Below are 14,398 nucleotides of genomic sequence, written 5' to 3'. Positions count from 1 at the left end.
GCAGCATGACCGCCACGATCATCGACGGCAAGGCGCATGCCCTCGCCCTGCGCACCCGCATCGCCGCCCATGTCGCCAGCTTCCGCGAGCACACCAGCCGTGCGCCGGGCCTCGCCGTCGTGCTGGTTGGCGAGGACCCTGCGTCCGCCGTCTACGTCCGCAACAAGGGCAAGGCGACGCGCGACGCCGGCATGGAAAGCTTCGAGCATCGCCTGCCTGCCGATACCGATTCCGCGACATTGCTCGCTTTGGTCGAGCGGCTGAACGTCGATGCGGCAGTGGACGGCATCCTCGTCCAGTTGCCGTTGCCCGCGCATATCGATGCGCGGGCGGTGCTGCTCGCGATCGATCCGGACAAGGATGTCGACGGATTCCACCCGGTCAACGCCGGGCGACTGGCGATCGGGGCGGAGGGGTTCGTGCCGTGCACGCCGCTGGGGTGCCTGATGCTGCTGAAGGACATCCACCCGCATCTGGCGGGGCTGGAGGCGGTGGTCGTTGGCCGGTCCAACATCGTCGGCAAGCCGATGGCGCAATTGCTGCTCCAGCAGAGCTGCACCGTCACGATCGTCCATAGCCGCACCCGCGACGTGTTCGCACATACCCGACAGGCGGACATCGTCGTCGCCGCGGTCGGCATTCCGCAATTCATCAAGGGCGACTGGATCAAGCCCGGCGCGACCGTCATCGACGTCGGCATCAATCGCACCGACGCAGGACTGGTCGGCGATGTCGACTTCGCCTCGGCACGGGAGGTCGCGGGAGCGATCACGCCGGTGCCGGGCGGGGTCGGGCCGATGACGATCGCCTGCCTGATCCGCAACACCTATGTCTCCGCCTGCCGGCGCGACGGGGTGGAGGCAATGCTGTGATCGAGCTGTTCGTCACGACGCTGATCACCTTCTTCGTCATCATCGATCCGCTCGGCTGTGCGCCGATCTATGCCGGGCTGTCGTCGGGCGCATCCCCGACGCAGCGACGCGCGATGGCGTTCCGTGCGGTCGGCGTCGCATCGGCGATCCTGCTGGTGTTCGCGCTGGTCGGCGAGGACCTGTTGCACGGGCTGGGCATCAGTCTGGCGAGCTTCCGCATCGCCGGCGGCATCATGCTGTTCCTGATCGCGCTGGAAATGGTGTTCGAGAAGCGCACCCAGCGACGTGAGGATCGGGCCGCAGTCGTGGCTGCCGATCCCGAGGTGGAGGACGTGTCGATCTTCCCGATGGCGATGCCGATGATCGCCGGACCGGGATCGATCGCGTCGGTGATGCTGCTGATGGCGCGCACCAATGGGATCGAGGCGACCGCGGTCGTGCTCGCCGCCTTGGGCGCGATCCTGTTGCTGACGCTCGCCGCATTGCTGGCGGCGGGGCCGCTGATGCGGTTGCTGGGCGCGCGGATCGAGGCGGTGATCACGCGGCTGCTGGGCGTGCTGCTGGCGGCGCTGGCGGTGCAGTTCGTGATGGACGGGTTGCAGGTCAGCTTGCGCTAACGATCAGATTTTTGCGCGCAGAGGCGCGGAGGACGCAGAGATCGCACTTGGCGAGCGCAGCCCTCTCCCAACGCAACGTGCGTTGCTGTTCACCGCCGTCGTTGCCAACGCAACTCTGCGTTCTCTGCGCCTCTGCGCGAACATTTTAAACGCTGCGCGGGCCGCTCAATCGACCTTGAACAGCCGGAGCGGCGAGCCCTTCGGCAGGGGCAGGGGGGTGAGCCACGTTGGTACTTCGCCGTGGGCGAGCTGGTCGTAGAAGCCGCCGGGGTTGCGCGCGCGGTAGTTGGTCGATTCCGAATGGTTGGGGCAGACCATCAGCATCGTCGCGCCGTGGCGGCGGATGATGGCATGCGCTTCGTTGGCCGAACGGCCGAAGGCGTGCTGGACGTCGAGGATCGCATCGCCGTTGCGGTGATAGGGGCCGGCGATGGCGTCGTGGTGGGTCACGGTGATCAGCCGAGGGCCGAGATCGGTGAAGGTGAAGATCGTCTGCGCCGGGTATCGGTCGAGCGCCTTGAGCACGGTGTAGCGGACGCAATTGCCGGTCGAGCCGTTGACCCGTTTGGTATAGGCGTTGGGGCGGTCGACGGGCAGGTATTTGATGATCAGCCCGGCGAACAGGCCGGAGACGATCAGGAACGCCGCCACCGTGCCGCCGACGCGTACCGGCATCGAGCGGTGGTTGAGCAGCCAGGGCAGGACGATCCAGCCGAGCAGGGTCGCGCCCGGTACGGCGAGCAATTGCGCCGCGGGGCCGGCGCGGACCTGCCACAGCAGCATCAGGCAGGCGAAGGTGACGAACAGCGCGACGGCGGTCCAGCCGATCAGCGCGCGAGTCCCACGTGCGCGCCACGCGCCGAGGATGACGCCGAACACGCCGACGATCGGCAGCGCGGCGATCGGAAAGCCGAGGCGGAAGGGGTGTTTGTAGATCGGCTTGGCTTCGCGGACGTTGTTGAGCCAGTTCTTCTCCAGCTCGGGCGAGACGCCTTCGGGGCGGCCGAGGCATTGCGGGAAGAAGTGGACGAAGCCCGCGACGATCACCGCGCCGGCGGCGACCGACAGGCCGATGCGGACGCCGCGCGAGGCGGGGTTGAGCCGGGCGAGCAGGAACAGCAGCGCGCCCGCCGCGACGGTGACGCTGAGCCAGACCGGCGTCAGCGCGTCGCAGCGCATCGCGTAATTGGCGTTGGAGGCGAAGGCGGCGAAGCCCAAGGCGCTGCCGCCGCCGAGGCTGAGGGCATAGGCCTGTAGCCGCATGGATTCGGCGCGGTCCCAGACCCAGCGCAGCGCGAGGATCGCGCCGGCCATCGCGCAATAGGGCAGCATCTCCAGCCCGATCGACAGGCTGACCGCGCTGGCGAGGCCGACCATCAGGCCGCCGCGTGCGCCTTTCGGATCGCACAGGCCAGCGACGGTGAGGCTGAGCATCGCCAATTGCCAGCCGTGGTGGTCGATGCGTTCGGGCAGGAACATCAGCATCGTCGCGGCGGTGCCGAGCAGGAAGACGATCGCCAGCGGCCATGCCAGGGGATGGATCAGCCGGCGGACGGTAACGGCGACACCGAGCATGGTGATCGACAGCGGGATCAGCGGCGCGATGCCGCACGCGAGCCGTTCCGCCCAGAAGTTGCTGGTGAACAGGCGGAAGAACAGGATGAGGCCGGCGAGCGGCAGGTCGACGATGCGGCTCCAGTGGATGTCGAAGCCGACCGGCGGATTGAGCCGATAGTTGCGCAGGTCGTACCAGCCCTGACCGCCGAGCCATGCGCGGACCTGCATCAGGCGCATGTTGTCGTCGGTGTCGCCCAGCGACAGCCAGCGCACCAGATTCCAGTCGCTCCACACGTACCAGATCGCCACCGCGAGCCACGCGATCAGGGTCAGCGCGATCCAGTGCCGGTCGGTCTCGTCGGCCAGCCGGCCGCGGGGAGGTGTGTTCAACGTGCGCGACCTTCAATTGACCGTTTCGTTCCCGGCGTATTGCCTTTAGGGCGTGGCCGATGGCGAGGGAAGCACTGGTGGCGAGGGGCGTTCAGGCACGGATCGATGCGCTCCGCCGCAGCGGCATGTTCGGGCAGATCGTCCGGTTCGGTATCGCCGGCGGCATATCGACGCTGATCTATTCCGCGGTCTACCTGCCGCTGACCGCCTGGGTGCTGCCGCATCGGTTGGCGGTGCTGGCGGTGCCGCCGGCATTCCTGGTAGCGGTGATCGCGGGATTCTTCCTGCACAGCGCCTGGAGCTTCAAGGGCCATGGCACGCGTGATACCAGCGGGCGCCAGCATGTGAAGTTTCTGGCGGTGCAGAGCTTCGGCCTGCTGCTCAATGCCGGCTTCACCTGGCTGGCGACGGGATTGTTGCACCAGCCGCCGTGGGTCGCGCTGATCCCGGTGGTGCTGATCACGCCGCTCGCCACCTTCGCGCTCAATCGCCAGTGGGTATTCGGATAAGATATGGATCGCATCGTCTACGACCGCATGGCGGCGCATGATTCCACGCATTGGTGGTATCGCGCCCGTCGTGACATCCTGAGCGATTACCTGACGCGGTACGGCAATGTGCCGAAGGGCGCGCGTATTCTGGAGATCGGCTGCGGCACCGGGCACAATCTGCCGATGCTGGCGACGTTCGGCGACGTGGACGCGATCGAGATCGACCCGGCGGCGCGCGAGATCGCGAGCGAGCGTCTTGGCAAGCCGGTCGGCGACGCGCGCTTGCCTGAGTTGCCCGGCGTGGCGCGTGGGGCGTACGACCTGATCGCGGTGCTCGATGTGGTCGAGCATATCGAGGATGACGTCGCCGCGCTGAAGGGTATGGCGAGCCTGCTCAAGCCCGGCGGCAAGATCCTGATCGCGGTGCCGGCCCATCAATGGCTGTGGAGCGCGCATGACGTGGTGAACCATCACCATCGCCGTTATTCCAAGGGATCGCTGGTGACGGCGATCGAGGCCGCCGGCCTGAAACCTCGCAAGCTGACGTATTTCAATTCGCTGCTGTTCCCGCTCGCCGCGGCGGCGCGTATCGCCGGCCGGTTGACGGGCCGCGACGACAGCGACGATTCGCCTCCCGCCAAACCGCTCAACGCGCTGTTCGAGACGATCTTCCGGCTGGAACGGCATGCGGTCGGCCGCGTGCCGCTGACGCCGGGGGTGTCGATCGTCACGCTCGCGGAGCCGAAATCCTGAACAGCGCTTGCCTGTGATAAGGGAGCTTTGAACGGAGTGCCTCGCGAGAACGGTTCTAAACTCCCGCTTTGCGAGGCGGGACCGGGATGGCCTACTCCGCCGCTTCCCGCTGCGCCGTCACCTCGAACTCCGGGGACGGCTCCGCGGCGTTGAAGCCCAGGGTGGAATGTCCCTTCACCGGCCCGGCGATGTCGGCGACCAGATACAGCGGGCGTCGCTTCGATTCGATGTAGAGGCGGCCAAGATATTCGCCGATCATCCCCAGCACGAACATCTGCACCGCGCTCAATACGGTCACGACGAGCATCGTCGAGGTCCAGCCCTGCACCGGCGATCCCTCGAAGAAACCCCACAGGATGTAGAAGAGCAGGAGCAGCGATGCACCAGCGAGGATCACCGATGCATGGCTGGCGAACCGCAACGGTGCGGTCGAGAAACCCGTGACCGCATCGAATGCCAGCCGCACCATCTTGCCGAGCGGGTAATTGGTCTCGCCCGCATGCCGTTCGGCGCGATCGTAGGGGAAGGGCACCTGACGGAACCCGACCCATGCGACCATGCCGCGGATGAAGCGGGCCTGTTCGGGCAGCGACAGCAAGGCGTCCAGTGCGCGTCGGCTCATCAGCCGGAAATCGCCGGTGTCGAGCGGGATCGGCGTATCCGTCACCCGGTCGAGCACGCGATAGAAAGCGGCGGCCGTCGCCTTCTTGAAGATCGTCTCGCCCTGCCGCTTGCGGCGCACCGCATAGACGACGTCCGCCGCTTGCGCCGCCATCGTCGCGCGCATGTCGGTCAGCAGTTCGGGCGGGTCCTGCAGGTCGGCGTCGATGATCAGGATCTGTTCGCCCGAACACAGATCGAGCCCGGCGGTCAGCGCGAGCTGATGGCCGTGGTTGCGCGACAGGTTGACCGCGACCAGCCGCGGGTCGGCAACGGACAGGCGCTGCATGACCGCCCAGCTGTCGTCGCGACTGCCATCGTTGATCAGCACGATCTCATGATCGTCGCCCACCGCCGTCTTCGCTGCGGCGGACACCCGCGCGTGCAACAGTTCCAGACAGGCGGCTTCGTTATAGCACGGGATGACGATGGACAACGCGGGGCGATACATGATGCTCCCCCTTAGCCGGTCGGGGGAGCCTCATCCATACGTAACGTGGCCTAGCGGTGAACGGTCAGCGGGCGACTACCAGCTTGACCAGCATACCGGGACGTACCGGCGTGTCCTCGGTCAGCCCGTTCAGGACCTCGAACCGCTCCTGCTTCAGGTCGGGCACCGCCATCCGTGCGGAAAGCGTCGCGACGGTGTCGCGCGGCCCCACGGTGACGACGCGGATCATCTGCTTGCCTTGTTTGCCGTCGCCATAGGGCAGCCCGTCGAGCATGCGCAGGAAGGCGGTGTCCTGCGTCGCTGCCGGACGCGTCTTCGCGGTAGCCTTGGCGAGCTGTTCGGCGCGTGCCACGCGATCGGGACCGTTGGGATGCGTCGAGGCCCAGCCGGGGAGGGTACGCGCGGTGCCGCTCGACTGCGCCGCGATGCCGCTCGACTGGTCGAGCGAGAAGAGCATGTCGGCGGCGGCATAGGGATTGTAGTTCGCCGCAGCGATATAGCGAACGCCGAGCGCATCCGCCTGATATTCCTGATCGCGGCCGTATTTCAGCGTCACGAGCTGCGCCGCCGTCCGTGCGCCGCCGCCGGCGAGGCGACCCAGCGTCGAATTGCCGGCGGCGGTGCCGACCACGCCTGCCAGTACCGCGCCGATCGTCGAGGTGCGTTGCCGGCCGGCGGCATGGCGGGCGGCGACATGGCCGACCTCGTGACCCAGGACGGATGCGAGCTCGGCCTCGCTGTTCATCAGCGCGAGCAGCTGACGCGTGACGTAGACATAGCCGCCGGGGATCGCAAAGGCGTTCTCTACCGGCGAGTCGAGCAGGGTGACCGTGAAGTCGCCCTGCGCATTGGACAGGCCGGACTGGACCGCGACGCGCTTGCCGACGCGCTCGACGAAGGCGGCCTGCGGACCCTTATAGGCACCGCCGAACTCGGCCATCAGCTGCGGATGCGCCTGACTGCCCTGCGCCTTGTCCGTTTCCGAAATCGAGCGCACGGTCCCTTGTGCGGCGGCAGGCGTGACGGGCGCGATGAAGATGGCGCCCGCGAACAGGGCGGCGGTGTAGCGGCGGATCATGATGCTCTCCCGGTGACGACCCTATAAAGCCATCAGGCCAGAGTTGTTCCACATGCGGAATGACGGCCGATGCGATCAGACCCGGTCCACCGCGTTCACCGCATCCGCCGCACGCAGGGCCGCGATCAGGCGCATCAGCTGGTGGATGTCGTGGACCTCGACGTCGATGACGTTGGTGTGGAACATCGAATCGCGCGTATCGAGCCGTAGCGCGATGATGTTCGCCCGGTGCGCACCGATGATCGTCGAGACGATACCCAAGGCGCCCGGTTCGTTCTTCACCTGCACCGCGATCCGCGCCACCGCGCCGTCGCTCTTGTCGCCCCAATCGACGTCGACCCAGTCGGTTTCGTCCGCGCCGCGCTCGGCGAGTTCGGCGAGGACGCGGCAGTCGATCGCATGCACCTCGATCCCCGCATCGGGGCGGCGCAGACCGACGATGCGGTCGCCCGGCACGGGATGGCAGCATTCCGCGAGGTCGAACGCGACGCCCGCGGTCAGCCCCTTGATCGAGATCGCGGTCGACTGCGGGGCAAGCAGGCGCATGTCCGCGCCGGCAGAGCCGGGCATCAGCGCCTCCATGACGGCGGCGTCGGAGATGCCGCGGCGGGCGATCGATGCTAGCAGCGCGGACTCGTCAGGGAGCTTCAGCCGCTTGAGCGCATGATCCAGTGCATCTGGACCGATCGTTGCCGGCATTCGCTGGACGATATCGTCGTACAGCTTGCGGCCGAGCGCGATCAGTTCGTCGCGTTCGCGATGGCGAAGGTGGCGGCGGATGCCGGCCAGCGCCTTGCCCGTGATCGCGAAGTTGAGCCAGCCCGGCTGCGGCACCTGGCCCTTCGATCGCAACACCTGAACCTGATCGCCGTTCTCGATCACCGTCGACAGCGGCACGACGCGGCCGTTGATCTTCGCGCCAACCGCCTGATCGCCGAGGTCGGTATGAACCGCATAGGCGAAATCGATCGGCGTCGCACCCTTGGGCAGCTGGATCAGCTCGCCCTTCGGCGTGAACGCGAAGATGCGATCCTGGTACATCGCCATGCGGGTGTGTTCGAGCAGCTCTTCAGGGCTGCCCGCGGTGTCGAGGATTTCGACGAGGTCGGCGATCCAGCTGTGCTGGCTGTCGGCGCGGACCTTCTTTTCCTTATACGCCCAATGCGCCGCGAGGCCGAACTCGGCCTCGGCGTGCATGTCTGCGGTGCGAATCTGGATCTCGATACGCGCGTTGTCGGCGTGGATGACCGACGTGTGCAGCGACCGGTAGCCGTTGCGCTTGGGGGTCGAGATATAATCCTTGAACCGCCCTGGCACCATCGGCCAGCGGCGGTGGATCACCCCCAGCACCTTGTAGCAATCCTCGATCGTCGGCACGATCGCGCGGAACGCCATGATGTCGCTGAGCTGTTCGAAGCTGATGTGGCGCTCGCTCATCTTGCGCCAGATCGAATAGGGATGCTTTTCGCGGCCGTGGACCTCGGCCTCGACGCCGGCGCGGCCTAGCAGCAGCTTCAGGCCCGATCCGATCTTCGTGATGCGGTCGCCGCCGCCGGTCTTGAGTTGTTCCAGTCGCCGGCTGATCGATTCATAGGCTTCGGGTTCGAGCTGTTCGAAGGCGAGCGTCTGCATCTCCTTCATGAACTCGTACATGCCGATCCGCTCGGCGAGCGGCGCGTAGATGTCCATCGTCTCCTTCGCGATCCGCCGCCGCTTTTCCGGCTTGGGGATATGATGGAGCGTGCGCATGTTGTGCAGGCGGTCGGCGAGCTTGACCAGCAGCACGCGGATGTCGTCGGACATCGCGAGCAGGAACTTGCGCAGATTTTCGGCGGCGCGCTCGTTCTCGGTCTGCGCCTCGATCTTGCTGAGCTTGGTGACGCCGTCGACCAGCCGCGCGACGTTGGCCCCGAAGAGCCGCGTGATCTCCTCCGGCGTCGCGACCGTATCCTCGATCGTGTCGTGCAGGATCGCGGTGGCGATCGTCTCGTCGTCCAGCCTCAGGTCGGTGAGGATGCCGGCGACTTCGATCGGGTGGCTGAAGTACGGATCGCCGCTGGCGCGCTTCTGGCTGCCGTGCGCCTGCATCGAAAAGACGTAGGCGCGGTTGAGCAGCGCCTCGTCGGCGTTCGGGTCGTAGTCGAGCACGCGGTCGACCAGTTCATATTGCCGTAGCACGCCGACCACATGGAGTAGGGTCATGCCGCTTTGCAACATCTTGTTGCGTCGGGCGATACGATTAGGTCGTCACCGGGCGCTCACGGAAGGTCCTACGCCTTCCTGGCCTTGGCGTTGCATTTGGCGAGCTGGTCCGCGTCATAGGGTTTGCCCGCGACGGTGAAGCTGCTGACCGCACCGATCTGGCGTACCACCAGTTCGCACAATATCGCGGGGCGTTCGGGGGCGTGGCCCGCGACGAAGGCCTGACCTTGCAAGCGCCATGCAGTCGAGCGGGTGATAAAGCCCGTCTTGGTCGAGGGAGCGGCGGGGACCGCGACATAAACGTCGGCGGCAGCCGGGGCGGCGATTGCAGCAGTGCCGGACAGCGTGGCGGCAGCGATGACGAGCGTGGCGAAAAGCTTCATGACCGGTCCTCCCGAACCTTTATAACGAGACCGCCGTCTATCTATATGAGTTGCAGGTTGCAACTGGAAACCGATAAAGGCTTCTCGGCTCATGCCGAAATGCGGTAGATCAGGCGCAAGAGGATCATCATGGCGACACCGGCCGACCTGCCCAAGTTACGAGAAACATTGCGTGAATGCAGCCTGCCGGCGGCATTGGAGGCAATGGGCGAACGTTGGGCGTTCCTGATCCTGCGGGCGGCATTCAACGGTCTGCACCATTTCGAGGAATTTCAGGCCGAACTGGGGATCGCCCGTAACATCCTGGCGAACCGACTGGCGCGGCTGGTCGACCACGGCATCCTGCAACGCGAACCGATGCCCGACGATCGCCGCAAGATTCGCTATACGCTGACCGAAAAGGGGCACGCCCTGCTGCCGACGATGATCGCGCTTCGGCAATGGGGCGAACGCTGGGAATTGTGCGCGCCGGCGTTTCCGATCCTTGTCGACACCCGCGATCGGCGACCGATCGCCGCGATGGCGGTGCACGCCCATGATGGCCGCGTGCTGGGGAAGGGCGACCTGATCTGGGCGCTGCCCGAAGACGTCGAGCCGAACGAATAGCCGCGCTACAGCGCTTCCAGAAAGGTCCGGACCGTATCGCCGATCGCGAGCGGTCGTCCGGTCGGCAGATGCACGTTCACCATGACCATGACGATCTGCGCGTGCAGGACCCCCGTGTCGGCATGCGTCAGGTCCATCGCCATCGTCAGGCTGCTGCCGCCGACCCGTGCGATCCGGACATGCGCCTCGACGGTGTCGCCCCACACGAAAGGCTTGAGATAATCGACCTCCGCCTTGCGGACATGGAATTCGGTATGGCACCAGACGTCACCCAGAGCCGCCTCGATCCCCGTCCATTCCCAAAAGTCGGTTGCCGCGACGTCCGCATATTCGAGATAACGCGAATTGAAGACGACCTTCTGCCCGTCGATCTCGGCGTAGCGCACGCGAAACCGCGTCGAGAATGCAAATCCGTCCCGCACCCGATCAACCCGCTTTCTGGCCCAGCGACTGACCCGGCGTGTTGACGCCCATCGATTGCAGGTAGCGCTTCACGTTGCGCGCCGCCTGTCGGAGCCGCTGTTCGTTTTCGACGAGGGCGATCCGGACGAAGCCCTCACCGTTCTCGCCATAGCCGACGCCCGGCGCGACCGCGACATGGGCATGGGTGAGCAATTGCTTGGAGAATTCGAGGCTTCCCAGATGCGCGACCGCCGGTGGCAGCGGCGCCCAGGCGAACATCGAGGCGCGCGGGGACGGGATGTCCCAGCCCGCCCGCGCGAAGCTTTCGACCAGCACGTCGCGGCGCTTGTGATACAGCTGACGGTTGGTCTCGACGATATCCTGCGGGCCGTTGAGCGCGGCGCATGCCGCCGCCTGGATCGGTGTGAACGCGCCGTAATCGAGGTAGGATTTCACTCGCGTCATAGCCGCGATCAGCGTGCTGTTGCCGACCGCGAAGCCGATCCGCCAGCCCGCCATGCTGTACGTCTTGCTGAGCGACGTGAATTCGACCGCAATGTCCTTCGCACCCTTCACCTGCAGGATCGAAGGCGTCGGATTGCCGTCGTAATACAGCTCGGAATAGGCGAGGTCGGAGATGATCCAGACCTTGTTCTCCTTCGCCCACGCCACCAGCCGCTCATAGAAGGCGAGGTCGACCGCTTCCGCCGTCGGGTTCGACGGATAGTTCACCACCAGCACCGACGGGCGCGGCACGGTGAACGCCATCGCGCGTTCCAGGCTTTCGAAATAGGCTTCGTCGGGCGTCGTCGGTACGGCGCGGATCGTGGCGCCGGCGATGATGAAGCCGAAGGTATGGATCGGATAGCTGGGGTTGGGCGCGAGCACGACGTCACCCGGCGCGGTGATCGCGGTGGCGAGGCTGGCGAGCCCCTCCTTTGATCCCATCGTCACCACGACTTCGGTCTCGGGATCGAGATCGACGCCAAAGCGGCGGCCGTAATAATTCGCCTGTGCGCGGCGGAGGCCGGGAATACCCTTCGACTGGGAATAGCCGTGTGCGTCGGGCTTGCGCGTCACCTCGATCAGCTTTTCGAGCACGTGCGCGGGCGGCGGCAGGTCGGGATTGCCCATGCCGAGATCGATGATGTCCTCGCCCGCCGCACGCGCCGCAGCCCGCATGCCGTTGACTTCGGCGATGACATAGGGCGGCAGGCGCTTGATGCGGTAGAAGTCGTCGGACATGGGTCACCTTCAATTGACCATGCCGTCTTACGCCCGCCGCGGCTCTTTAACCACCGTTTCCGTTCCCCGGTGGTGCGGCGGAGGTGGCGGCCCGGTCATTTCCAGATGCGATGTTCGTCCGCATATCGCGCGATCGCCTTCGCGATCAGCGTGTCGTCCGCCACCGACGGATGGTAGTGACATCCTGCAAAGGTCAACGTCGGCGCGCGCAGGAAGCCGATGTCGCGCATCCCTTCCGCGGTCAGGCGACTGACGACCGTGGCTTCTTCCGCCGCGATCTCGCCGTCGGCAAGGTCGGTCGCCCAGAGCAACACGTGCGCCCCGGGATGTGTCGCGCGCAGCGACCGGATGAAGCGCATGAAGCGCGCCTCGTAATCGGCGTGCAGCGCCTCGCGCGTCCGCCAACGCTCGCCCGGCTTCAGCGCGGTCGAGAAATCGTTGCTACCGAGCGCTATGACGAACAATTGCGGGTTCCAGCCGGCATCGGTCGCCGGCCTGGCCTTGTCGAACAGGACGTAGGGATAGGCGTCGACCGTCGTGTCGGCCTTGAACCCGTCGTAATTGCGCACGACGCCGCGGCCGGAAATCGCATGGACGCGATAGTCGGCGCCGTAGTGGCGGGCGGTCTGGCCGGCGATTCCCTGCGATGTATCGGTGGTCGCCCAGACCTCCGCCTCGGTGCAGTCGCGTTTGGCGGACGTGTTGCCATAGCCGACGGTGTGCGAATCGCCGATGAACTCGATCTGCCGCCGCGCGGCGGCCGGCGCGGGCAGTGGCGTGCCGCCGGGTGCGGCGAACAGCCCGCCGAGAATGGTGGGCCCAGACTGGCTCTCGCTGGCGACCTCGACGCGGATCACATGCCTGCCCTGCGCCAGCCCATCGATCCGGTAGAGGCCGGCGGCAGGCTTGACGAGGGTCTGCACCGGCTTGCCGTCGATCAGGACATGCAGGATCATGTCGCCCGTCCCGACCCGTAACATCGCCTGACGTCCGCGGAAGGCGCCCTCGACATAGGTGCCCGGCCATTGCCGTCGCCAGCCGGCGCCGACGCGCTCGGCGCGCCCGCCGATACGGACGGCCAGCGGCTTGCCCGTTGCGGTTGCCGCCGGCACCGGCGTCACGCTCGCGAGCAGCATCGCGGCGATCATCATCGCCCGAACCTCAACATCGCGGGCAGTTCATCCCTGGTGACGTAACGCGAACTCGCGAAATCGCGCTTCAATTGCGCGGGCGTGTTCTGGTCCGCGCCCGTCAGCCAGCGGGTGTGCCACGTCATGAACCACAGCCAGTCCGCCTGCGGTCCGAGCAGTGCCGGATCCGGCACCGGTCCGTTTTCATGCAGGCAGATCGGTACGTCGTCGCCGACGATGGCCTTCACTGCCGCGAACATCGGCGCAAGATTGCCGTGATCCGCAACGTATATGTCCGCACCCGCGATATCGACCCTGTCGCGGCCGGGATAATAGGCCGGGTCGACGTTTTGCCCGGCCCATCCCAGCACCCAGATCAGGTTGTTCAGCCCGTGCTGCCGTGTGAAACGATCGTACATCAGCCGCCAGAGCGCCTTGAACGCGTCCGGCCCGTGCTTGCCCCACCAGAACCAGTCGCCGCTGAATTCGTGGAAGGGGCGCCACAGCACCGGCACCTTCGCATCGCGCAGCACCGTCAGCAGGCGCGCGACATGATCCATCTGCGCGAGCATCAGCTGGTTCTGCGGGGTGCCGGGCTTCAGCGCGGCGACGACGTCGAAGTCCTGCTTCGAATTTTCGTATCCCGTGCCGATATCGGGGGCACCCCAATGCCAGCAAAAGGTCACGATCCCGCCGCTCCGCGCCCACGCAAGCGCCCGGGCGTTGACGCGGGCGTGGTCGCGCGGATCGATATAATCGAATCCCAGAATTGCGGGCGCCCGGCCGGTAACCCGCTGCAGATACGCCAGCTCGCGCTGCGCATTCGCGAGATTGTAGCCCTGCTCCTGCTGGCCCGTCAGCGTATGCCGGCCGTATTGGCTCCACAGATAGTCATAGAGCGTGCGGGCCCCGGCACTTGCCTCCGCGTTGGCGAGGGTGCGTACCGGGGCCGTGGCGGCAAGCGCCGATGCGGGCGTCAGTCCCAGCGCGGCCAATCCGGTCAACGTCGTTCGTCGCGTCAGCATGCCATCTCTGTCCTACCGCAGATATCGACAGCCTAACGCAATTAATGAAAACAAAAATAAGAAATGCGGGTCAGCGGGCGGTCATGCGCCCCCGACCGCTAGCGGCGGTGTCTGTTGGTGCTGGACCACGCGCCACACGTCATGTTCGAGACGTCGCATCGTCGTGGTGCAATACGCGACATAGCCGGTCGCGCCCTCGCGGGTCGCTTCCGCCTTGTAGGCGATCGTGATGAGTCCTTCCTGCGGGCGCATCACCTGCTGCTCGCTGAACGTCACCTTTGACCAGCGCGGCGTGTCCGCCACCGCCTCGATCGCCTGCGACGCCGAGAGCACGAACGGCTGTTCGGGCAGCACCATCACGCATTCGTCGTCGACCAGTTCGCGGTAATGCGACGCATCGCCGGTCCACAGGCTTTCTTCGAACGCCCAGATGCGATTGTCTTCCATGATGATTCTCCCGATTGTCGGGATGCAAGCGCAAGGTGGCACGGATCGTTCCCGGGCGCTCATCGTCCAGCAACGCTAATCCGGTTCCC

15 protein-coding genes are annotated in these 14,398 nt (G+C 66.1%); 5 read left to right on the top strand and 10 right to left on the bottom strand.

The features are described from left to right. Positions 1 to 5 precede the first annotated feature (5 nt). On the top strand, positions 6 to 872 hold the full coding sequence (gene folD, locus NF699_10915) for a bifunctional methylenetetrahydrofolate dehydrogenase/methenyltetrahydrofolate cyclohydrolase FolD (GenBank protein ID USU03590.1): 867 nt from the start codon (positions 6 to 8) through the stop codon (positions 870 to 872). Further along, positions 869 to 1,489 carry a MarC family protein gene (locus NF699_10910; GenBank protein USU03589.1) on the top strand — a complete coding sequence of 207 codons (621 nt, stop codon included), beginning with the start codon at positions 869 to 871 and terminating at the stop codon, positions 1,487 to 1,489. The genes folD and NF699_10910 overlap by 4 nt, the downstream gene beginning before the upstream one ends. A gap of 165 nt (positions 1,490 to 1,654) precedes the next feature. Here NF699_10910 and NF699_10905 read toward each other — a convergent pair whose 3' ends face one another. After that, positions 1,655 to 3,436: an AcrB/AcrD/AcrF family protein gene (locus tag NF699_10905; protein ID USU03588.1), complete on the bottom strand. Its 1,782-nt coding sequence runs from the start codon at positions 3,434 to 3,436 to the stop codon at positions 1,655 to 1,657. A 125-nt stretch (positions 3,437 to 3,561) separates the two neighbouring features. Here NF699_10905 and NF699_10900 point away from each other — a divergent pair, with 125 nt between their 5' ends. Together NF699_10900 and NF699_10895 are read left to right on the top strand one after the other, a co-directional pair. Continuing rightward, positions 3,562 to 3,945, top strand: a complete 384-nt coding sequence (locus NF699_10900) for a GtrA family protein (protein USU07059.1) — start codon at positions 3,562 to 3,564, stop codon at positions 3,943 to 3,945. 3 nt (positions 3,946 to 3,948) lie between these two features. Next, on the top strand, positions 3,949 to 4,680 hold the full coding sequence (locus NF699_10895) for a class I SAM-dependent methyltransferase (protein USU03587.1): 732 nt from the start codon (positions 3,949 to 3,951) through the stop codon (positions 4,678 to 4,680). Between the two features lie 91 nt (positions 4,681 to 4,771). Here NF699_10895 and NF699_10890 read toward each other — a convergent pair whose 3' ends face one another. The 4 genes from NF699_10890 to NF699_10875 all read right to left on the bottom strand — a co-directional run bounded on the left by NF699_10890 (position 4,772) and on the right by NF699_10875 (position 9,454). Beyond that, positions 4,772 to 5,791 (bottom strand): glycosyltransferase family 2 protein, encoded by a 1,020-nt coding sequence (locus tag NF699_10890; protein USU03586.1) that lies wholly within the window; start codon positions 5,789 to 5,791, stop codon positions 4,772 to 4,774. Positions 5,792 to 5,855: 64 nt separating this feature from the next. Further along, positions 5,856 to 6,869, bottom strand: a complete 1,014-nt coding sequence (locus NF699_10885) for a M48 family metalloprotease (protein USU03585.1) — start codon at positions 6,867 to 6,869, stop codon at positions 5,856 to 5,858. Between the two features lie 75 nt (positions 6,870 to 6,944). Continuing rightward, positions 6,945 to 9,047, bottom strand: coding sequence for a bifunctional (p)ppGpp synthetase/guanosine-3',5'-bis(diphosphate) 3'-pyrophosphohydrolase (locus NF699_10880; protein ID USU07058.1), 2,103 nt, complete (start codon positions 9,045 to 9,047; stop codon positions 6,945 to 6,947). Between the two features lie 92 nt (positions 9,048 to 9,139). Beyond that, entirely contained in the window at positions 9,140 to 9,454 is a 315-nt protein-coding gene (locus NF699_10875) for a hypothetical protein (GenBank protein USU03584.1), read from the bottom strand. A gap of 129 nt (positions 9,455 to 9,583) precedes the next feature. Between NF699_10875 and NF699_10870 the strand changes: the two genes are divergently transcribed. Beyond that, a complete protein-coding gene (locus NF699_10870; protein USU03583.1) occupies positions 9,584 to 10,060 on the top strand; it encodes a helix-turn-helix transcriptional regulator in 477 nt (158 codons plus the stop codon). A 5-nt stretch (positions 10,061 to 10,065) separates the two neighbouring features. Here NF699_10870 and NF699_10865 read toward each other — a convergent pair whose 3' ends face one another. From NF699_10865 to NF699_10845, 5 genes are all read right to left on the bottom strand, one after another. Continuing rightward, positions 10,066 to 10,482, bottom strand: a complete 417-nt coding sequence (locus tag NF699_10865) for an acyl-CoA thioesterase (GenBank protein ID USU03582.1) — start codon at positions 10,480 to 10,482, stop codon at positions 10,066 to 10,068. A 4-nt stretch (positions 10,483 to 10,486) separates the two neighbouring features. After that, positions 10,487 to 11,707 (bottom strand): LL-diaminopimelate aminotransferase, encoded by a 1,221-nt coding sequence (locus NF699_10860; protein ID USU03581.1) that lies wholly within the window; start codon positions 11,705 to 11,707, stop codon positions 10,487 to 10,489. Between the two features lie 95 nt (positions 11,708 to 11,802). Beyond that, positions 11,803 to 12,858 (bottom strand): GDSL-type esterase/lipase family protein, encoded by a 1,056-nt coding sequence (locus tag NF699_10855; GenBank protein ID USU03580.1) that lies wholly within the window; start codon positions 12,856 to 12,858, stop codon positions 11,803 to 11,805. Then, the gene (locus NF699_10850) at positions 12,855 to 13,862 is read right to left on the bottom strand and encodes a glycoside hydrolase family 26 protein (protein ID USU03579.1); all 1,008 of its coding nucleotides are present in this window, start codon (positions 13,860 to 13,862) and stop codon (positions 12,855 to 12,857) included. Before NF699_10850 ends, NF699_10855 begins: the two co-directional genes overlap by 4 nt. An 81-nt stretch (positions 13,863 to 13,943) precedes the next feature. Continuing rightward, entirely contained in the window at positions 13,944 to 14,309 is a 366-nt protein-coding gene (locus NF699_10845) for a DUF4440 domain-containing protein (protein USU03578.1), read from the bottom strand. Positions 14,310 to 14,398 lie beyond the last annotated feature (89 nt).

The organism is Sphingomonadaceae bacterium OTU29LAMAA1 (assembly GCA_024072375.1).
Classification (GTDB): domain Bacteria; phylum Pseudomonadota; class Alphaproteobacteria; order Sphingomonadales; family Sphingomonadaceae; genus Sphingomonas.
Note: the sequence above shows the minus strand (reverse complement) of the source record. Positions and strands in the feature narration are given on the sequence as shown.